Source organism: Colwellia asteriadis (genome assembly GCF_039523295.1).
Classification (GTDB): domain Bacteria; phylum Pseudomonadota; class Gammaproteobacteria; order Enterobacterales; family Alteromonadaceae; genus Colwellia; species Colwellia asteriadis.
In genome coordinates, this window is sequence record NZ_BAAAFA010000006.1 from 68,562 (window position 1) to 90,347 (window position 21,786).

Annotated in this window: 17 protein-coding genes and 1 riboswitch; of the genes, 5 read left to right on the forward strand and 12 right to left on the reverse strand. The window is 38.8% G+C overall.

The features are described 5' to 3' along the window. The first annotated feature begins 6 nt into the window (after window positions 1-6). Together ABD005_RS09685 and ABD005_RS09690 are read left to right on the forward strand one after the other, a co-directional pair. A complete protein-coding gene (locus tag ABD005_RS09685) occupies window positions 7-1,449 on the forward strand; it encodes an ABC transporter permease (RefSeq protein ID WP_343817245.1) in 1,443 nt (480 codons plus the stop codon). Further along, window positions 1,442-2,854, forward strand: a complete 1,413-nt coding sequence (locus ABD005_RS09690) for a DUF3526 domain-containing protein (RefSeq protein ID WP_343817246.1) — start codon at window positions 1,442-1,444, stop codon at window positions 2,852-2,854. The genes ABD005_RS09685 and ABD005_RS09690 overlap by 8 nt, the downstream gene beginning before the upstream one ends. A gap of 34 nt (window positions 2,855-2,888) precedes the next feature. Here the strand turns inward: ABD005_RS09690 and ABD005_RS09695 are convergent, their stop codons facing one another. The 6 genes from ABD005_RS09695 to ABD005_RS09720 form a co-directional block, all read right to left on the reverse strand. Next, window positions 2,889-3,602, reverse strand: a complete 714-nt coding sequence (locus ABD005_RS09695) for a lipoate--protein ligase family protein (RefSeq protein WP_343817247.1) — start codon at window positions 3,600-3,602, stop codon at window positions 2,889-2,891. Window positions 3,603-3,711: 109 nt separating this feature from the next. Further along, window positions 3,712-5,313 (reverse strand): PepSY-associated TM helix domain-containing protein, encoded by a 1,602-nt coding sequence (locus ABD005_RS09700; protein WP_343817248.1) that lies wholly within the window; start codon window positions 5,311-5,313, stop codon window positions 3,712-3,714. 754 nt (window positions 5,314-6,067) lie between these two features. Further along, complete coding sequence (locus ABD005_RS09705) at window positions 6,068-8,521, reverse strand: TonB-dependent siderophore receptor (protein ID WP_343817249.1); 2,454 nt, start codon at window positions 8,519-8,521, stop codon at window positions 6,068-6,070. A 170-nt stretch (window positions 8,522-8,691) separates the two neighbouring features. Beyond that, window positions 8,692-9,687, reverse strand: coding sequence for a FecR domain-containing protein (locus ABD005_RS09710; RefSeq protein WP_343817250.1), 996 nt, complete (start codon window positions 9,685-9,687; stop codon window positions 8,692-8,694). A 1-nt stretch (window position 9,688) separates the two neighbouring features. Then, a complete protein-coding gene (locus ABD005_RS09715) occupies window positions 9,689-10,267 on the reverse strand; it encodes a sigma-70 family RNA polymerase sigma factor (RefSeq protein ID WP_343817251.1) in 579 nt (192 codons plus the stop codon). A gap of 149 nt (window positions 10,268-10,416) precedes the next feature. Beyond that, on the reverse strand, window positions 10,417-10,911 hold the full coding sequence (locus ABD005_RS09720; RefSeq protein ID WP_343817252.1) for an aldolase/citrate lyase/malate synthase family protein: 495 nt from the start codon (window positions 10,909-10,911) through the stop codon (window positions 10,417-10,419). 156 nt (window positions 10,912-11,067) lie between these two features. On the opposite strand from ABD005_RS09720, the gene ABD005_RS09725 reads away from it, so the two are divergent. Further along, window positions 11,068-12,558 (forward strand): DUF3612 domain-containing protein, encoded by a 1,491-nt coding sequence (locus tag ABD005_RS09725; RefSeq protein ID WP_215978624.1) that lies wholly within the window; start codon window positions 11,068-11,070, stop codon window positions 12,556-12,558. Between the two features lie 275 nt (window positions 12,559-12,833). After that, window positions 12,834-13,688 carry a delta-class carbonic anhydrase gene (locus tag ABD005_RS09730; RefSeq protein WP_215978625.1) on the forward strand — a complete coding sequence of 285 codons (855 nt, stop codon included), beginning with the start codon at window positions 12,834-12,836 and terminating at the stop codon, window positions 13,686-13,688. Window positions 13,689-13,747: 59 nt separating this feature from the next. Here ABD005_RS09730 and ABD005_RS09735 read toward each other — a convergent pair whose 3' ends face one another. From ABD005_RS09735 to thiC, 6 genes are all read right to left on the reverse strand, one after another. Next, window positions 13,748-13,954: a hypothetical protein gene (locus ABD005_RS09735; protein ID WP_343817253.1), complete on the reverse strand. Its 207-nt coding sequence runs from the start codon at window positions 13,952-13,954 to the stop codon at window positions 13,748-13,750. A 44-nt stretch (window positions 13,955-13,998) separates the two neighbouring features. Beyond that, on the reverse strand, window positions 13,999-15,612 hold the full coding sequence (gene thiE, locus ABD005_RS09740; RefSeq protein ID WP_343817254.1) for a thiamine phosphate synthase: 1,614 nt from the start codon (window positions 15,610-15,612) through the stop codon (window positions 13,999-14,001). A 153-nt stretch (window positions 15,613-15,765) separates the two neighbouring features. After that, the gene (locus ABD005_RS09745) at window positions 15,766-16,563 is read right to left on the reverse strand and encodes a thiazole synthase (protein WP_425544896.1); all 798 of its coding nucleotides are present in this window, start codon (window positions 16,561-16,563) and stop codon (window positions 15,766-15,768) included. A gap of 5 nt (window positions 16,564-16,568) precedes the next feature. Then, window positions 16,569-16,781, reverse strand: a complete 213-nt coding sequence (gene thiS, locus ABD005_RS09750; RefSeq protein ID WP_343817256.1) for a sulfur carrier protein ThiS — start codon at window positions 16,779-16,781, stop codon at window positions 16,569-16,571. Then, window positions 16,765-17,967 carry an FAD-dependent oxidoreductase gene (locus tag ABD005_RS09755; protein ID WP_343817257.1) on the reverse strand — a complete coding sequence of 401 codons (1,203 nt, stop codon included), beginning with the start codon at window positions 17,965-17,967 and terminating at the stop codon, window positions 16,765-16,767. The genes thiS and ABD005_RS09755 overlap by 17 nt, the downstream gene beginning before the upstream one ends. Window positions 17,968-18,064: 97 nt before the next feature. Next, the gene (thiC, locus tag ABD005_RS09760; protein WP_215978631.1) at window positions 18,065-20,056 is read right to left on the reverse strand and encodes a phosphomethylpyrimidine synthase ThiC; all 1,992 of its coding nucleotides are present in this window, start codon (window positions 20,054-20,056) and stop codon (window positions 18,065-18,067) included. Between the two features lie 135 nt (window positions 20,057-20,191). Next, window positions 20,192-20,289: riboswitch (TPP riboswitch) on the reverse strand. Between the two features lie 249 nt (window positions 20,290-20,538). Between thiC and ABD005_RS09765 the strand changes: the two genes are divergently transcribed. Then, entirely contained in the window at window positions 20,539-21,783 is a 1,245-nt protein-coding gene (locus ABD005_RS09765) for a GGDEF domain-containing protein (RefSeq protein ID WP_343817258.1), read from the forward strand. The last annotated feature ends 3 nt before the right edge of the window (window positions 21,784-21,786 follow it).

Below are 21,786 nucleotides of genomic sequence, written 5' to 3' on the forward strand. Positions count from 1 at the left end.
TTAACCATGTTTAATAACACCAGCTTCAGTGTCTGTAAGCACGAACTGAAGCTCAAATTAAAAAATCAAAGTATTTGGCTGCTGTTTGCCTTAATGCAAATACTGTTAGCTATTTCACTATGGACCAGTTGGCAGCAATACCAACATAGTCAAAATATACAGAGCACTTCACAAGCATTAGTTGAAGAACAGTGGAATGCGCAGCCCGATAGACACCCGCATCGTGTTGCCCATTTTGGTCATTTTGCTTTTAGACCACCAAGCGTTTTAAGCTATTTTGACGTGGGCGTAAATAACTGGGTTGGTCATAGTGTATTTTTAGAAGCGCATAAACAAAACAGCGCTAACTTTGCCAATGATAGCCACGGCAGTACTTTATTACGTTTTTCAGAACTGAGTATTGCCAATATTTTATTACTGATATGGCCATTACTGTTAATTGTTATGGCATTTGCCAGTATTAGTGGAGAGCGACAAAGTGGCACCTTAAAACAATTAATGTCGATGGGAGTTAAGTTTAGAGTATTACTCGTGGGCAAGGGTTTAGCTTATTGGCTATTGTCATTATCATTTTTACTGCCTATTTTTTTAATCACTATCATTGTCGCACTAAATACCGATTTAGCTTTTACTAGCGAAATAATGACTCGTCTTGGCTTGTTATTTATCAGTTATGCTTTGTATTGCTTTTTTTGGGTAGTCGTCATTTTATTGTGTTCAAGCCTAACGCAGTCACCTAAAGTTAGCTTAAGCGTTTTAATTACTTTATGGTTTACGCTAACAGTATTAACGCCACGTGCATTAGCTGAAATTGCACAGCACCTATATCCGCAAAAAAACAGTAACGATATGGCGCTAGCGGTAAAACTTGATGTGCGCAAGGTAGGCGATAGCCACAAGCCTGACGATCCACATTTTAATGCCTTTAAAGCCAAAATATTAGCTGAATACGGTGTTACAACGGTGGCTGAATTACCGGTTAATTATCGCGGCTTAGTCATGCAAGAAGGTGAGCGTATTACCGCTGAAATATACCAACGCCACAATGAAAAACAATTACAACAGTTTGCCGCACAACAACGCTTTATTAGTCACTTTTATTGGTTAAACCCCTATTTAGCGGTACGTGACTTATCCATGGCATTAAGCGCTTCAGACCAGAGACATTTTTCTGATTTTGAGCAGCAAGCCGAACAACATCGCTACAACCGAATACAAAAGCTTAATGATTTACATATTAATGAAATTGAGCTTCATAATGATCGCGGCCAACGTGTTAGTGCTAATTTTTGGCAACAATTCCCTGAGTTTCATTATCAGCAACCACCGCTAGCATGGTCATTACAGCACATGTTACTTGCTGCTATCGCACCGTTACTGTCATTGGTTATTTTATTGTTATTACTTACACGCAAAAAGCTACAAAGGAGAGCAATTGTTCATGCTTAACATTAATAAATTGAGTGCGAGTATTCTCGCCTTTGAGCTCAAACGTTTGTTTCACGGCGCTGCGACTAAAGTTAGTCTATTGGTATTTATTATCAGTGGCTTATTGGCTATTTACCTCGGTGCTAATAGTTACAAAGCTTTACGTATCGACCAAGTAAAGTCCGCCATTGTCTTTAAAAAAGAGCGTGAGCATATTCAACAACGTGAGCAATTGCCTGAAATGGGGTCACTTGCCTATTACGCACACTCACCAACAGCTTGGCAATTGTCACCTTGGACGGCATTATTTGTTGGACAAAGCCAAAATAACCTCGTTGCCATGAAAGTTAATGCGTTAGCACTACAAGGGCAAATTTATAATAAAGAATTAATTAACCCTAGTAAGCATCGTACTGGTGGCTTCGATTTAGGCTTTATTCTTGCGTATATGTTACCCATTTTAATTGGCGTACTTAGCGTAAATTTACTCAGCGAAGAGCGCCAATCTGGTCGTTGGCGATTACTTAGCGCCTTTGCTAACCACAGCGCTAAAAAGTTAATTTGGCGTGCATTATTACAGCGCTTTGTGCTGGTTAGCTTAATTATTTCATTGCTCTTTATTAGCAGTGCTGTATTACTAAGCCTGCCTTTTGATGGCATGTTCTTTACCTTCTTGGCGTTAAGTTTAACTTACACCGCTTTTTGGTTTTTTGTCGCTGCTTTAATCATGAGCCTTAATAAAAGTTCGCTTTATAACAGCCTAGCGTTTATTGCCAGTTGGTTAGTCATTGCGGTCTTAATCCCGGGCTTTATTCATTTAGGGCTAAGCAGTCAGTTCACTAATGCTGAACCGCTAAAAGCAAGTACTACCCAGCGATTAGTGTTGAACGATGGTTGGGATCAAGATAAGCAAGCCGCACTCGAGAAATTTGTGCAAGACTACCCGCAATATCGAGAAAAAATAGCTTATGAAGCCGATTTTCACTGGAAGTGGTATTACGCCATGCAACAATTGAGTGATTTATCGGTCGCTGAAAACTGGAATACCTATATTGCAGAGCAACAGCAAAAGCAAAGCTGGCTAACTCGGCTAAGTGTATTATCCCCTAGTTTATTATTTCAAATGCAATTGAATAAATTAGCCGGTAGCGATACTCAAGCACACAGCGCTTATATTGATTCAGTACGCCAATATCATCAGCAAATAAGGGAGTTTATTTATCCTTATTTGTTTAATGACACGCCAGTAACAAGCGAGGATATTGATACGTTTCCGTTATTTGCAGAACAAATATCAATAGAAAAACCACAAATATTACCAGCAAGCACACCACTAAGTGATTATGCATGGTTAGTATTACTGGGGTTAACTTGTGTGCTTGCGGGTGTTAGTCGTCAGCGCTTTAATAAACTACGCGTTAGCTAACTTATTCAGACTAACCTTATTAAACTAAATAAGGTTAGTCATAAAGCTTGCTATTGATAAAAGCAGAGGTTAATTGTTGATATAAACTATCAATACTTGGCCTCTCTTTACTTTGTGAGAACAGAGTAGTGTGTACATTGGCCTTTACGCGTTCTTCTTTACCACATAAGTGATAACACAAATTCACTGGTTTAATGATTTCATCAAGTAACACATCAATCAAAATAAAAGCTTGTGCGAGCACTATTTTACCGCCGCCTTTTTTCAAAATAACCCGCTGTGCTGTACCAACAATTTTTTTACCATTAAGATTAATATTGTAGTCACCATCACAGTACGAATCCTTAGTAGCACGTACTTGGCTTGATAAACCAAATTGCTGAAAGAATTGCTGTAACACTGTACATAAATTTTCGTACGCTTGGGTAATTGAATACGATGTTTGATCTGACCAAATATAAAGGTGCGAAAGATTAATAATACCAGGGCACTGTGGTACGGGAGCTCCGCCAGTTTTACGAGAATATAACTGCCAGCCTTCAGCTAATAAACCTTGGGTAAGCTGCGTTGATTCAGGCCATTTTTTACCTGCTGGCAATACTAAAGTTGGTTGTTTCGATTGCCATAAGAGTAAGCACTGATCAACCTCACCCGCTTGCATTTGTGCAATAAGCGCGGTCTCTTTCTCAAAAACAGTCGCAACGGTGGTGTTACTGTAACGCAGGAGTTTATTGCGATGTTTATTCATAATGCTTATTTTCAGTTACCCTAAGGCCCTGTTCAATAATAAAGATATTAAATGAGGCATTATAAGTAACAACTGGGCTGAGCTACAAGCAAGTAGCTCATTTAGTTAACTAGTAAGCTGTAGCCTTTATGGCACTCGTTTGTTCGTCTTGTGTTTGAATAGCAATTAACGGTGCTTTCGCTAAAAATAATTTAGCCGCAATTAACCAACAGCACAAAGCTAAACTTAATAACATTGCTTCAACCACAAGTACACTGTAGTAACCCAGCTCAATCATAGTCGTAATGCCTTGCGCGACAAACAACCAATCTAATATTGGGGTTGTAGCAAGCAATATCGCGGTGATTTTAAGAAAAATTGCTGCGAACCTTTTTTGTGTCGCTAACCCAGAAGATAATAAAAGCGAAAGGGCAATAGCGCTAAACAAACACAAAAAGAATATATAGCTGATGATATCGCTACGCCCTACATAATCAATAGCAATAACACGCGCACAAATAAAGCCAACAGCGGTCGCAAAAATAGTACCGATAAAGCCGCCCGTTGTCATTGCATACACTAAACGCAAGCCTAATGGGTTCTGCTTTTCTTTACGTAGACTGGTTTTCTTTTGCAGCCACATTAAGTTACCCGTTAATATAATATAACAAGTACCGATACCTAATATAAAGAACAACACTCTTAAAGCATAACCGGCAAAGTTACCAAAATGTAAGCTGGTTATAACCTCTAAACCACCGCGCAAGTCATTATCGTAATTATCTGTTGTTAAATATAATTCACGCCCTGAAGCAATATGATAAGTCACCTCTTTTTTCGTGGAGAATTGGCTTTCATCCATACCTCTAAAGGTTACTGAAGCACTTTCATCACCAAAATGATCAATAGAAACTCTTTCTAATGTTACTTCACCTAAGCTTTCTTTAGCTTTAACCAGTAAATTATCTAAACCGACAACAGGAACTTGCACGTTAGTTTCATCTAAGTGCACATCAACAATACCTGCCGCCTCAAATAACTTACCTTGATCGCCACCATAAAGTACTACCGCATAAGAAATCTGATAAATAATCAATAAGTTAAAGACCAAACCTGAAAATGCATACATAAGATGAAAAGGAAGCCCCATCACACCAATTAAATTGTGCGCATCAAGTAGTTTATCTTTCTTACCCTCGTGACGATATTGAAAGAACTTATTAATAATTTTACGCCAATGAATGACCACGCCACTTAGTAAAGCCACAAAGAAAAATAAGGTCACAATACCAACAAAATACAAACCCACCGTTGGAATATGAAGATCATAATGCAGAGTGTATAAAAAGTTAGCCCAATTGAACCCTGCGCCATCGCCCAGCACTTTGCCGTCAGAAGACAATAGCAAATGTTTATCTAGGTGTTTCTCTTCTGGCAACTCTTCTTCAAAGTAGAGATTAGCGATAGGCTGCTCTTTTGTCGGCATTGATAAAATAAAGTAGCCATGAGTATGAACCTTGTAGTTTTCACTCACCTTAGCAACGGTTTTATCTAGCGGAAATTCATTTTGATAAGAGCCTGTTGTGAAATGTGGGTTTTTCTCCCAAGCACCAATATCTTGCAAAAATAAACTTAATGACCCAGCAAAAAACACGATAAATAACACCGTTGAGATGATCAACCCAACCCAAGCGTGCGCATTGGTTAATGCTTTTAAAGATTCCTTATTCATTTCCATTACCTCAAAGCCAACAGCACAGCATTAACTAACACTGAAGGTATTAATACCAAGCTCAACTTGAACCAAGCTCTTTTAGCGCTAGTAAAGCAATAACTCCAAACTTGAGTACCCGCCCAAAGTGGAAACGCTAATAACAATCCAATAAGCAGCATAGTGTCTTCTTTAATTGGTAACAGTAAATTGAGGTTTAAAACGAGAGAAACAGACAGTAGCAGCCCAATAATTAAGCCTGCGAAGGTGCGTGACCACATTATGTATTTCCCCCAATCCAGAAAAAAACTAATGGCAGCAAACAAATAACGACACTACTTAATCCTAAATAAAATCGTTTATAGGCCGCAATTAAAGTCACAAGCGGTAAAAAGCAACAGATCAATGCTACACCGGTAATTATCGCAGCAACATTAGGCAAGTAGTGGTTCAAAATTAGCAACATACAAACCACTAATACCAAGCTTATTATGCTTGCAGGCGCTTTAGGTAATGAGCTTTTAAAAAAGCGTTGCTTGCTGCTGCTGCCATAAAGTAAGCAGCATGCGAACCAAGCAGGGATAAAACTTAAAAACATAATTCACCTAAAATTTAGCCATAAACACAACACCTCAATGTAACGATAATTGTTACTATTTGTGTTTATGGTAAGTTCCCGTGCTTAGATAAGCAATGAAAAAATTGATAAACGCAATAAAAAGCGACCATAACAGATCGCTTTTTATATTTATCCGTATGCTACATCATAGTGTTGTTAAAATTGGTAACCCATATTCAAGTTAATACTGCGGGGCTCACCATAAGCATATTGACTATAAAACCCTATTTGACTGGCGTAATTTTTATCTAATGCGTTATTTATGTTAAATTGCACTGTAAGCTGACTCGTGATTTCGTAACGAGCCATTATACTCACTAAAGCATACGATTCTTGCTTTAAGGTTTCAGGTGTTTTAGTAACTGGGTTACCTCTTTTAAGTTCAGTATAATTTTCACTTTGCCAATTAACGCCTCCACCTATGGTAAGTTTATCTAACGCGCCACTAAAATTATAACTACTATAAAGTTTAAATAATTGACGAGGTGAGTATGTTTGTATGTCATTTCCTTCCGCGCTTTCAGCGTCAAACTGGCTATAACTTGCTGTAACATTCCAGCCTGGTAATAATACGCCAACAGCCTCAACTTCAAAACCTTTACTGGTAGTTCCCTCTAGAGCAACATACGCTTGTTGCGCTGGCTCAGTGTTTGGCACAAAGTAGCCTTCATCAACTTCAGCAAGGTTATCTTGCTTTATTTGAAAAATAGCAACGCTAGTGTTTAATAAACCATCGAAGAATTCACTTTTAAAACCTAGTTCATAATTACTCCCTGTTATAGGGTCTAACTCTTTGCCAAAGCGGTTCCTTATTTTATCTTGCGGCTGAAATATTTCCGTAAAGCTGGCATAAACTGTGTGATTGTCTTCAATATCATACAAAATGCCCGCATAAGGCATATTACCATCATCTCCTTTAGTTACCTCTTTACCTCGACTAACCCCTACCTGCTCCCAATCCGTAAATCGCAACCCTATAATAAGTTTAATTCTTTCATCTAATGAAAAGCGCGCGGCACTATAATAACCTTGCTGAACTTCAGCAAGATCATGGATTAACTCTGCCTCACCAAAGCCAGGATTAGGGTATGAGCCATCCCAGTGATTAAAGTCACCCGGCTCGGGTCGCGCATTTCGTACATAGCTGTAGTCATGGTAATCATATTCACTATAAGTAGTACCAAACACTAATTCATGTGTCTGTGAAAACATTTCAAAAGCACCATTTATATGAATCCCCAAATCTGTTTGCTTTGTTTCAATCAACCCTTTACTTGGAGTGGCTTTAAGTCCTAAACCTGTTTCTTTATCGACTCTGCCAGACATATAAAGTAATTCACGATCTATTTTATTATCTGCTTGATTTAAGTTAACCTTAATTGTCCAATCATCGTTAAGGTTATGTGTGAGATTTAAAAAATAATTGGTGTTTTTGCTATTCCAGTAAGTCCACTTAGCCGCTGTAGTTTTAGATCTTTCCCAGTTGGTGCGACTGCCATCACTATACCATAAAGGTAAACCACCCCAGGTCGTCCCTTTCGGTTGGTTATTTTGATAGCTTACGCCTGTACTTAATAAGGTATTTTCAGTTAAATCTGCATCTATAACACCATAAAACACCGATTTTTTCTTGCTTGCATAATCAACAAATGAGTCACTTTCTTCATAGTCGCCAACAAGCCTTCCTCTGATAGAGCCGCCTTTGTTGAGCCCCGTACTGAGATCGACCATGGCACGATAATCGTTCCAATTACCAATACTTACTGTAGCCGTACCGTTAAACTCACTACTATTTGCACGCTTACGGATTAAATTAACTGCTGCTGACGGGTTACCAATACCGTTCATTAACCCAGTAGCTCCGCGTACCACTTCAATACGCTCATAAATCGCGGTAGATGTTGCACCTTCCCCTGAAATTGATAACGGCATTGGCATACCGTCAATTTGAAAGTTATTTACTGAAAAACCACGTGATGAAAAACGAAAACGAGTACTATCTAATTCTCTTGTAGAGAGTCCCGCGGTATTGTTCACAACATCCGTTAATGATAATAAATTTTGGTCTTGTATTACTTGTGAAGTAATAACGCTTACCGATTGAGGTGTTTCGCGTAATGAAATGGCTAACCCTGTTGCAGAATTCATTGCTCCCGTTGTATATGAACCTGTGCCTTCTGTGTTATCGCCTAAACGAGCATCTCTCACCTCGGTAGTTTCTAACGTTATTATTTTTTCATTTTTTGCTGTGAGCGTTACCGTATTGCCATTAATCGTAAAATCAATTCCTGAGCCTTTCAATAACACAGAAAGTGCTTGCTTTTGCCTGAATTTCCCGCTTAATCCAGTGCTTTTTTTATTTTTAGTTAAACTAGCATCTGCCGTTAAAAAAACACCGGTCTGCTTAGCAAATTCATTTAAGGCTGTACTTAAGTCTCCCGCTGGAAGTGTAAGGTTAAACAATTTACCCTGAGCATGTTTCGTACTCATTACATCTTGTGCATAAGCGCTTTCACTGTATAGCATTGGGCTAACCAACGCTGTTCCCATCGCTAGTTGAATTGCCATAGTGAGTACTGATCGTCGGTTTTTTTGTGAAATAAACTGCATGTAATTCCCTAATAGTTGCTAAAAAATAAATAAACAAATGTTCTTTAGCTTCTATACCGAATGAGAATTTAAAAGGGGAACCTTAGTAGCTATATTTATTGATAATAAGAAGCTTATTGATTAAAAACTCTTAAAATAACAGCAACCAACTGATTTTAAATACAAATATATTATGTTTTTTCAATATTAAGCCACCAAGGTGCTATTTGGTTAACTTTAATAGGAAGCGATTCTGTAATCATTGAAAATATCTGTGCTGGATTATTCAGGGGATATCTACCCATTACTCGTAAACGCGCCGCTTCAGGAGAAATATTTATATAAATATGATGATAACGTTTTAGTTCGCCAATAAGTTCCTCTAAACTAATATTATTGGCAACAAGCACTCCTCTTGACCAAGATTCACGTGCTTTATCAGCCTTTTGTAGCACAGCTATCGTTTTATCAGTAAATTGGCATTGCTGCCCAGCAGATACTATAAGCGTAGCGCCAGAGTGTGTCGTTATAGCTACAGCACCGTCAAAAACACTCAATAGGATACTTTCACTTTGTTGATAAACATTAAAATGCGTACCTAATGCTTCAAGTTGCCCATATTGTGTTTGTACTATAAAAGTACGTTTTTGTGTATCTTCGGCAGTAGTAATCAATATTTCACCATTATGTAAGGTGATAGTTCGCTGCTTAACTGTATAGTCAATATTAATTGCACTTGTCGTATTAATGTAAATATAACCTCCATCAGCTAAATCCACTCGTTTAACTTCACCTGTAACTGTGCCGTGGTCACTATGTAATAGTGCTATATAATTACGACTACTTTGTAATAATGGCGTATAACGACAAGCTAAATAACCCAAAAATCCAAAGACGGCAATTGACTGTAATGCTTGCCTACGGTTTAATCTGTCATTGCGGGCTGAAGTTAATGTATTGTGTACAGCATTATTTTCAGAATGATGCGTTAGGTTGCTGAAGCGCTCACTGATTTTTTCAACATATTGCCAAGCAGCTTTATGCTGATTATTTTTTGCCAGCCACGTGTTAAATTGGAGCTTTTTTTCTAAAGAAACATTCTCATCTTGGATAATAGCAAACCACTGTGCCGCCTGTTGTAATATCGTATAACTTGGTAGCTCTTTATTGTCATCTGAACTCGGCATATTACTGCTCAACAGCCGTTATATCACAACTATTTGATGTTACTTCTAACAACATACATTCCATCATGGCACGTGCCATGTATTTTTTTACCATACGTACAGAGACTTCAAGTTTTAATGCTATTTTTTGATAAGTTAACCCATCTACTTGCGACATAATAAAAGCACGGGCAACTTTTTCAGGCAACCGCTGTAACATTTGATCTATGTCGCATAATGTTTCAATAATTACGTAATGTTCCTCTGCTGATATTGCTAAAGATTGTGGCTGTAACGATACTGCTTCTAGCCAAGCTTTTTCAATCGCTGCTTTACGCCATGTATCAACACATAAACCATTACCTATCGTTCGCAAATAACGCTTAACCCCCAACAAACTATCAAACTCAATAACTTTATTTCGAGTAAGTAAACGTAAAAATGTATCTTGTGCAAGCTCGGAAGCTAAATAATGACAACTCACTTTATGTTGTATCCATGACTTTAGCCAAGTATGGTGGCTTTTATATAGCTGATCTACTTGTTGATGTGGAGTTAAGGAAGTTTGTAATACAGGCGAGGTAGCGACTTGAGATGACATGAATAATATTCTTTAATACAATTAATACAGATACGAATAGTTCTCATTATACTATCGTATAAGGTTAAATAAAAGCTTAGAATTATCACTCTTTCTGAACGCTACTTAAAGCTAGTGTGGGGCTAACGGTAAGTAGCAATATAAGTGTATTAAAGATTAAATTGATAATCATCACCATTTTTACCGGTAAAACTTTTATCGCTATTAGTATCACATAAGGTATGTTGAACACCGGTTAAAAAGCTCATCCATAATCTTTTTAATTGTGGTTCTGCTTTATTCTCTAGTGTACTTAATGCCGTTTCTACTTGAATATCATCAATATGCGCCGCATCATTTTTACCGGTTTCACCACAACGGTTAAACGCTATTTCAATGTGCAAGCCATCCGCTTTCTTTAAAAGCAGTGCACTAGGATCATCTCGATGACCACACAAAGCAACAAACTGTTTTGGTGCTTGTAAGCCACAATGACGACCGTCAGTGAAAAAAGCTAACAGGTGATTAAAATAAACAACGTAATGAGCAACTTCCGTATGTGAACCATTATCTAATGGACAATGTTCATCAAGATAGCGCTTCGCAATATCAAGCTTTTGAGTACCATTTTCTGGTGATAGGTTTGCACAATTTAGAGCTGCCATTGTTATTTCCTCTGTAAGTTATTAGGTCTTTATCAGCACAAATTCAGTATATGACTTATTTTTTCATAATTTCACAATAAGAATTACACAGTGTAAATTTTACAAAACATGCTATGGTGGTTATATAGACAACATTCATGAATAAGCAGAATTTCTATGAAAAAAGACGCAAGTTTGCTACGAAAATCACACTTTCTTGGTACTAAAATACGTAATTTAAGAAAGCGTAATAACTTAACATTAGAAGATTTATCGGCCCGATGTATTCGAATTGATGCTTATTCTGCGCCTTCAGTCTCTTATTTATCTATGATTGAGCGCGGCAAACGTACACCAAGCCAAGAAATGCTGGAAAACTTAGCGGAAGTATTTCAAAAGCCCGTAGAATGGTTTTTAGATAGTGAGCCTGAGCCATCAAATATCACGCCAACCAAAGGTAACCATGGCGGCATTGTTGGTATGGCGTTAGAGCCTAACTTTCTTTATTCAAACGACATTTTGCAAATAGCTATTCCTGAAATGTTATCGCAAACAGGCATTAGCGGTCGCCAATTTGCGCATTTGTTAATTCGTGCACATCAAGAACACCATCAAAATCATTTCCCTGATCTTGAACGGGCTGCTGAAGAAGTGGGTGGTAAAAACCTTTATCTAACTTCGAGTGACTTAATCAGTATTGCTAACGAGCAAGGGCTTAATATTCAATGGTTTGATGAAAAGTGCCAGCAACAGTTAGATGAAACTGGGGCGGTTAATCAACAATTAGTAACCTCTTACTTTCAAGCCCCTAACCACGTCTTTTTAAATACCTTATTAAAGCAACGTGAAAGCCGTTTGAAGTATGATTTAGCTGTGCATATTGGCCATGCGGTATTACATAACCTTGACGGGTTACAATGCACACTAACCATAGGCGGTAATACTGAGCAATCAACGGATTTTAGTACGCCTAATGCACAAGACATTCTAAAAGCATGGCATGACTTTGAATCGAGTTTTTTTGCTGGAGCACTGCTTTGCCCAAAAGCACCATTTAGACAATTATTAGACAGCCATGGCTATGAAGCGAGTATTCACCAACAACTTAACATTTCAGCCTCGGTCGCTATGCGCCGCATGACAGTTGTTTCTCCCTACCCCCATTGGCATTATTTTGATGCTTATCAACCTGGAAAGTTAAAAGCCGTTTACCGAGGTAACGGTATTCCCTTACCTTGGGGGAATATGCGTACGGTAGAAGATCCTTGTCAACATTGGGCGGTATTTAGAAAATTTACCGATATATCCTCTGACACCAGTGTGCAGCTATCTATTATGATTGTCGAAGGGTTACCGCGCCTTTATTGTTGCGAGTCGATTCAAGTGGATGATTTAGCAGGAAACTCTCACGTATTATGTGCTGGCATTGATTTAAATCCAGCTATCAGCGCTCAAGGGGGTGATGCTCACGCTATCGTCGCGCAATTACAAGATTTATGCATTCAGCACGGCGGGGAAAGCACTATCCCTCACCATATAAAGAAGCAATTACTAAGCGTTGCACGTATTTTAAATATTCATTGGCTTGAGCGAGGGCTAGAAAAAACAGTGCGGGTAATTTGCACACGTGGTAATTCATGCCCACGAAATCCAAGCTGCTACCCATAAAAACACTGCTTTTCTGATTACAATTTTTAACAGCTTGGCTACACCTATTGCATGTTTATTTTATATGATTAATGTAGCATACCGAACAAATTAACAACGAAAAATTAACATTTATTTAACCATAAATAAAGCCGAACACTTTGAATATCAACAAGCATGTACTTGTGGTTCCAACTTTAACAAATTATATAAATAACGGTTAAATATAATAAAAAATAATAAAACCAATCGATTCATTGTTAACAAACTGTTACTAAACAACTTAAGAGAAAAATATGAATAAAAACATTATTGCTATAGCTATCAGCTCTATACTACTGCCTTTAACAGCTTGTGCTGCAAGTACCCATGACCAAGCGTCAGATAATACTATTGCACAACAACGTGCAATGCTTGAGAAAAACACTCAAGGTAAAGGCTTTGGCCCTCAATCTCCACGTGATATTGATGCATTAGCTGGTACAAATAAACGTGCTTTTTCTGCGGCACCAGCACATACAGAAATGAACCTTTGTAACATTCATTTTCACAAAAATGCTGAGCATAAAGGTGGGGAGTTTACTAAATACGCAGGCAATGGTGACGGTAAAGGTTTTCAAACAGGTTATGTTTACTCTGGTTCACTAACCAAAGCTGAAACTACTCCAACAAAAACGGCTATTTGCCCTAGCAAGCACGGTGCATTAAATTCAGGTGATACCATTGAATTACACTATGTACATTCAACGGCACAAGTAAAACCAGGCCCAACATTAGGTTCTTGCTTAAGTGATTCCCTTAAAAATCCACAATTACGTGTAGAAACACAAGTGTATGTTTTAGTTAATGATAAAAACGCTTTAGATTTTGCAGAACTCACTCAACACGGTGTGAAAAATGGCTATGAACAAGCGCTAAATATTCCTAACAATACTGGATTTCCAGTACAATACGACGGTTCAACAACTGGACCTAGCTACAACGAGAATGGCTCACCATTCCAAGTAAGCTGGAGCGTTCGCCCTAAGGTTGCCAAAGTGAATATTGAAACGGTTGGTAAATGGTGTGAAGGCAACACATTCAACGAAGATCACGCTCATGGCGTTAGAAATTTAGTGGTTAACCCTGCATTGCTTTCTGAGATTAAATAACTTCTTCTAAAAGGAGTATTACTTGAAGTACTCCTTTTTATTGATTTTCTAGATGCTAACTAAGCATCTTCTTCATGCATTTGACCGTCTATTAGCGTAATACTTTGTAATAACTCTTCATCATGCTTTACCAACCGATAGCTACCATCAAACATATTTTCTAAGAAAATATTCTCGTCATTGTTGGCTTGAAGCTGACTTAATACTTCGGGCGGTAATTCAACACCTAGACCCGCACCTACTTTTTGTAGCTTTAATTTAATCATAATAATCCCACCATGCTTATCATTTTGCCTATTATTATAGGTTATTAATGTTGAAGTACCTCAATTGCTTCGGCACTAATAGCATTTTGCAATTGAACAACTGCATGCTCTGGCGTAATACCATGTGATGATTCAGCTTCAGTAATGGCGGTTACTACGGCAATACTTTCTACGCCTGTTGCGAGTACTTTGGGCGCACGTTCAAGGCTAATACCGCCTATAGCCACTACAGGTATTTGTTGTGACTTTTCCGTTGGGCGTAACGCTAATACTTGCTTTAAATTATCTATGCCTTGAATTTGTCCAGTCATGTCTTTGGTTTTTGTGGGAAAAATCGCACCAATGGCTAAATACGACGGTTGTAATTGTTGCGCTAATAAGAACTCATAACAACCATGAGTACTAATACCTAAACGTAAACCGGCTTGTTGAATTGCAGCTAAATCGGCATCTTGTAAGTCTTCTTGCCCGATATGAACACCATAAGCACCATGTTTTATTGCAAGCTGCCAGTAATCATTAATAAACAAACGCGTTTTATAATCTTTAGCAAATTCAATCGCCTCAACAATAATGCGCTCTAACTGCTCATTAGTAACATTTTTAATGCGTAACTGAATAATCTCTAACCCTAACGGTAATAAACGCTTTAACCAATATAGTGAATCGATCACCGGATAAAGCCCAAGCTGTTCGCCATTAAGCGCTAGTGGTTTAAAAGTGGGTAACTCTTGGTACTTATTAGCTAACTCGCTAATAACCTGCGGGAAGCACTTTGCTTTTTTTGGCCAACCTTGTTGCTCAAATGCTCCATAATATTGATGACCGTTTTCTTGACTGAGTGGCTCACTGGCCATTAACCCTTGAGTAATAAAGGCTTTAGCCAAAGTGAACGCATCGCGCATTAAATAGCCTTGCGCTAAAAAAGCTGATAGCGCCGTGGCAAAGCTACAGCCACCGCCATGGCTATAGTGTGTGTCAATACGAGACGAAGCTAATTGGTAGCTAATCGCCATCTGAGTTTTATCTTGATTGTCTTGCTTTGCTGCACTTAATTGATTGAGCTGATGATAGCAATAATCGTTGCTGAATTTTTCATCAGCGCTATGACCGCCTTTAACAATCACCGAGGTAATGCCAAAGTTCTGATAAATTTTTTGTGCGAGTAATGCCGCAGTATTTTCGTTCAACAACCCCGCTAAGCTTTTAGCTTCATTAAGGTTTGGTGTTATAACATCAAGCTGTTTTAACAATGGCGTTAAATCGGTCGAAGACAGCGCGTTAAAACTGCCACCAACACTTGCTTGGCCAACAGGATCATAAACACTGAGCAGATTAGGGTTTGATTGTTTCAATTGACCCAGTAACTCGGCTAACCACTGCACTTGCTCAGCATTGGCCACTAAGCCAATTTTGATGACCGATGGAGTTTTGTCATCAATTAGCACGTCAACTTGCTGCTGCAATAACTCAACCGAAACCGCATTTACTGACACCAATTGTTGCGAGTTTTGCACAGTATTCGCGGTAATCAAGTGACATACTTCAACACCTAAGCCATGCCCTGTTTTAATATCAGCAGCGATACCCGCGCCACCCGAACAATCACTGCCCGAAATCGTCCAGATTATTGGTTTTTTCTTAATCACATTTGTCATTATTATCAATACTTCTATTTTTAGCTCTAATAATCAATCGGATAGAATAGATTTAAGGCAAAGTTAGTTGACGCTAATGCAAGGCGAACACGCGGAGCCTAGTTTACTAGGTGAGCATTTTCAACGACGCAGTAGTGTTAAATAACAACGCATTTAACTATTCTGGTGCCAGAAAGGCGTATCTAACGTTGGCGTTGATGGGTGAGCGGTTTGCCTTTGCTCCATCACTCCACCAACATAACCTTGCTCACCCGCTTGCAATGCCAACGCAAACGCCTTTGCCATCATCACCGGGTTATCAGCCAGCGCCACCGCACTATTTAGTAATACGCCGTCATACCCCATTTCCATCGCCAAACAAGCATCTGAAGGTTTACCAATGCCTGCATCGAGTATTAAGGTTGCCTCAGGTAAACGCATGCGAATGGTTTCTAAGTTATAAGGGTTCATCAAGCCTTTACCTGTACCAATAGGTGATGCCCACGGCATGATCACTTGGCAACCTAAATCATAGAGGCGTTGACACAATACTAAGTCATCAGTGCAATACGGGAGTACCTTAAAGCCATCTTTAATTAATGTTTCTGTTGCTGATAACAATTCAATAGGATCTGGCTGTAAATTGTAATCATCGCCAATCACTTCCAATTTAACCCAGTTGGTATTAAAAATTTCACGACTCATTTTTGCTAAAGTTACCGCTTCTTTAGCCGTTTTACAGCCAGCGGTATTAGGTAATAAGTGACCTTTTGTTTGCGCGACAATTTCTTGTAAATATTGCCAGATTTTCTGCCCTGCTTGCTCTGCAGGGTTTTGTCTTTTTAACGATAAAGTTACCACCTGTGAGCCACTAGCCAGAATAGCTTGCTTCATTACTTGCGGCGACGGGTAAAGCGCACTACCAATCAATAAACGGCTATCAAGATTTTGACCATAAATATTTAATGACATAACCATTAACCCCCTTGAATTGGCAATAAAACATCAAGACTGTCGCCATTTTTGAGCCGAGTGGTATCGTAATCGCCTTTAGCAACAAAATCGCCATTAAGCGCGACCGCAAAAGTGCTTTGTTGTGGCTCAATAAAATGGAGCGCTAATGCTGCTGTAACCGTGATTTGTGCTTCATGGTTTAAAGAGTAAGCTTTACCGTTAATATGAATGTTCATCTAATAATTCTTCTGTATAAATGCTAACAGGTGAAATGCTAACCGGAAGTAAATCAGCATAAGGGAGTGGGCTATTGCTGTGATTGATTCGATTAGCGATCACCGCGAGAGTTTGCTCAAGCACTACTGGCGCAATTAAAAAGCCGTGACGAAACAAACCATTCACTTGAATAAGTGAGCCCTGAACAGTAATTTTCGGCTGGTTATCACTAAACGCAGGGCGACATTGGCTGATGTGCTGGCGAATATTCGCTTCAGCAAAACCTGGGTGCACACTGTATGCTGCGCTGAGTAACTCCATGGCCGAACGTACGGTCATCGGTGCGTCATCATCACTTTCTATTTCTGTTGCGCCAACCACATAATAGCCCTTTTGTTTGGGCGCAATATAAAGTTGATACCTTGGGTGCATTAGGCGAACCGGCCTAGAAATATGAACATCTGGGGCAAATAACTGAAATAACTCGCCACGTACCGAGCGTAAATCAGCTAACGGTGCACAGTTCGCATTGCTATGTTTAGTACTTGCTCCGGTGCCACGACAATCTATCACTAAGTCAAAACGAGCACTGCATTGTTGTCCTTGATATTGATAACTAACGCTGCTTTCATCTTTGCCATTGTTAATAGCATTGACTTGGCACTCACTTAACCAATTCAAGGTATTACCATTTAACTCAGCGTCTTGCTCAAGTTGTTTTCGTAGTGCCACTAATAAGCGGCGATTGCCTACTTGCCCTTCTTGCGGTAAATACAGACCTTGATTAAAGCTACGACCAATTTCAGGCTCTAGCGCGAGTAAATCTTGGCGATCTAATGCTTGTAGTGGCTGCTCAGGATAGTTATTTTTTAAGTGCCTAACAAAACGCTGATAATCACCTTTGTCTTGCTCATGGCTAACCATAATAGCGCCAGTTTGCTGAAAAATAGTGTGCTCATCTAAGCTATCAAGTAATGTTGGCCATAAACGTAAAGCCTTAAAGCCCATTTCAACAATATTAGGCTCACAGTGAAGTGACTCACCCAATGGCGTTAACAATCCTGCTGCCGCATACGCAGCACTGTTATGAGCTAGCTTACTGTCTTTGTCAAACAGTGTAATATGATAGCCTGAGCCTTTTTGCCGCAACAATGACAATGCGAGCAATCGCCCCATCAACCCTGCGCCAACAATAGCAATGTTCATGTAAAATCCGCCTTAATAGCCAATGCACCGCTGAAAAATCTATTCACTCTCACTGCTTAATAAACAAAATGAGAGCAAATATTATGATTTACTATGCTTACTCAGCAAGTTGGTAAATTTCACTACCTGTGGCTTTAAATTCCGCCGACTTTTCTTGCATCGCTTTTTCAATAGCTTCATCAGAGGTTATGGTGACCGTTTCATCAAGCAATTGAATTTTAATAGCATTTTTATCAAGATCAGCCGCATAATCGCGTACTTCTTGTGAAATTTTCATTGAACAGAATTTAGGGCCACACATTGAACAAAAATGTGCAACTTTACCTGACTCTTGCGGCAAGGTTTCATCGTGATAAGCCTTAGCCGTTTCAGGGTCTAAACCTATGTTAAATTGATCGTACCAGCGGAATTCAAAACGCGCTTTACTCATGGCATTATCGCGAATTTGAGCACCCGGGTGACCTTTCGCTAAATCGCCAGCATGAGCAGCAATTTTATAAGTAATTAAGCCTTCTTTTACATCTTCTTTGTTCGGTAAGCCCAAATGTTCTTTCGGGGTTACATAACAAAGCATGGCACAGCCGTACCAACCAATATTAGCAGCACCAATACCCGAAGTTATATGATCATAACCTGGTGCAATATCAGTGGTTAATGGCCCTAACGTGTAAAATGGCGCTTCACCACAATGCTCAAGTTGCTCTTCCATATTTTCTTTAATCATATGAAGCGGTACGTGACCCGGGCCTTCAATAATTGTTTGTACTTCATGTTTCCAAGCAATTTTAGTTAACTCACCTAAAGTGTGAAGCTCAGCAAATTGCGCTTCATCGTTAGCATCAGCTACTGAACCTGGACGTAAACCATCACCTAATGAAAATGAAACATCGTACTGTTTTAAAATTTCACAAATGTCTTCAAAGTGAGTGTAAAGAAAGTTTTCTTTATGATGCGCTAAACACCATTTCGCCATAATTGAACCGCCGCGCGAAACAATACCGGTAACACGTTTTGCCGTCATAGGTACGTAGCGTAGTAATACGCCTGCGTGAATAGTAAAGTAATCTACGCCTTGCTCGGCTTGTTCAATCAGGGTATCGCGGAAAATTTCCCACGTTAGGTCTTCGGCAACACCGTTCACTTTTTCAAGCGCTTGATAAATAGGTACCGTGCCAATAGGTACTGGTGAGTTACGCATGATCCATTCACGGGTTTCGTGAATATTACGACCCGTCGATAAATCCATTACCGTATCTGCGCCCCATTTAGTAGACCAAACTAACTTTTCAACTTCTTCTTCAATACTTGAGGTAACTGCTGAGTTACCAATATTTGCGTTTACTTTAATTAAAAAGTTACGACCGATAATCATTGGCTCACATTCTGGGTGATTAATGTTTACCGGGATAATAGCGCGACCGCGAGCAACTTCGTCACGAACAAATTCAGGGGTTATTTGTTCAGGAATACTCGCACCAAAAGACTGCCCTTTATGTTGCTGTAGAAGAATTTCATCTTTAACTTGTTCACGCTTTAGGTTTTCACGAATGGCAATGTATTCCATTTCTGGGGTGATAATACCCTGCTTTGCATAATGCATTTGCGTAACGTTTTTACCTTTTTTGGCAATGCGCTTAGTCGGTAAGTGTTCAAAGCGGATCTCGTCAACACCTTCATCATCAAGACGCTCTTGGGCAAACTTTGAGTGTGTTACCGTAAACTTTTCAACATCGTCACGCGCATCAATCCACGCTTCACGTAAACGTGGAATACCCTTGTGAACATCTATTTCAACATTTTCATCGGTATAGAAACCTGAAGTATCATAAACACATAGTGGTTCATTTTTTTCATACACCGGATTTTCTTTACTGCCGCTAACTAACGTATCAGTTAAGGTGATTTCACGCATACCTACTTTAATATCGTGAATTTTACCTTCAACATAGATTTTTTTAGAATTTGGAAATGATTGGTCTGAAACATTTTTTAAAAATGCTGCGGCCGCTTCACGTTTTTCACGGCGTGTTTGTGGTTTTTTTACTGTATTTTCTGCTGTTTTATCATCAGCATTTATTGAGTTAGTCATGATCGCACCTTGTTTTTGTTTTTCTTGTGTTATTGCATAAAACATAAGAAAAAAATAAAAATAGGCGGAGTTTCTTTAACGGTTTTTTCGCTAAAGAAGAGGCAAAAAGAGTGTGGCGTAAATTTACATTAGGACGTTTAACTCTCTCTTGTTTCCTACGCAGATATTAATCTGATCAGGTTTTACGGATCCCGCTTTCGCGATCTCAGCCTTTGGCACTCCGACAAGTGTTACGTTTGAATAATATTGCTCTCTCAAACGCATGATAATTCTAACTTGAGCAACGGTAGCTTAGCAAGCGCTAATCGCTTAACTAATAAATGAGTTCTATGACAGAAAATAGCTTAAACTAGATCTAATAATCAAACACATATCGCTAATTAATTATTCATATTTAATCCATAATTGAACACTATAGCCATATTTAAATAACTTTTTTAATGTTCAAATAGACTCAGATTAGCTGTATATAGAGAGACCCCATGCGTAAAAACAAGTTAGAAGTGACAGTTGTACTTTGTTTATTAATGATCACGGGGTTCATTTACTTCATGCAGCAGCATTATTGGCACAAATCATTCACTATAGATGCGCACACAGCTTTTGAAATTAATGCAATTTCAGACATAGGTACCGCAACAGGAAAATCAAAGAGCTCTTATGCTATTGAAAATGAAAAAATTATTTTATCTTGTGAAATTATCGCTTCTGATTACCTATGGCCTTTTTGTGAGTTAGCCATTCAGTTTTACGATTTTTCTTCAAAGGGTGCCCCCTTCGGTATTGACCTATCAAGCTTTGATACCGTGAGTATTTATGCTAAATATATCAATCTTGCGCCACATGGGGTGCGTTTTCAATTACGAAATTTTAATCCTGTTTATTCTAATCTGAAAGATGATGGCACCTTGAAATTTAACGGTACTGAATACTTTTTATATGGTAAAAACTCAAGAATAGACATCCCTTTGACTTCATTACAAGTAGCATCTTGGTGGGTTTTTGAGCAAAAATTACCGATGAAATATGCTGCCCCAGAGCTCGATAATATTATGGTATTAGAGCTCGCAACAGGTAACGGTATTAAACCTGGAAAATATCAAATCGAGCTCGATAAAATTGTTTTTACGGGTAAGTATTTTACTAATGAAAATGTTTATATTGCCTTAATGAGTATATGGATTAATGCATCGCTATTTTTGTTGCTTTATCATTCACATCAAAAAAGAGAAAAGCTTAATAAGTTACACACTCAGCAATTAAGAGACAAAGTAAATCAAGACCCACTTACTGGCGCACTCAATAGAACCGGCGTTAATAGCTTATTACTTGATGATATTCAAACACTTTCCGTGGCCTTTATTGATTTAGACTTTTTCAAAAAAATTAATGATAGCTTAGGGCATGCCGCAGGAGATGACATTCTGTGTGAATTTACTGATTTACTTAGTCAAAACTCACGCGATACCGATTTTGTTGCACGTTGGGGCGGTGAAGAGTTCTTATTGCTTTGCCCTAATACGACACTCTCGCAAATGGCAGCTTGTACTGAAGTTATTCGAAGAATGATTACTGAACATCAGTGGCCCCATAATATAGAACTTACCGCAAGCTTTGGTTTAGCTGAACGAGGCAACGAGTCTCTCTCTGACTTTATCGCCAGAGCGGATAAAGCATTATATAACGCTAAAGTTCAAGGCCGTAACAGAGTTGTTATTTCAACTTAGTCA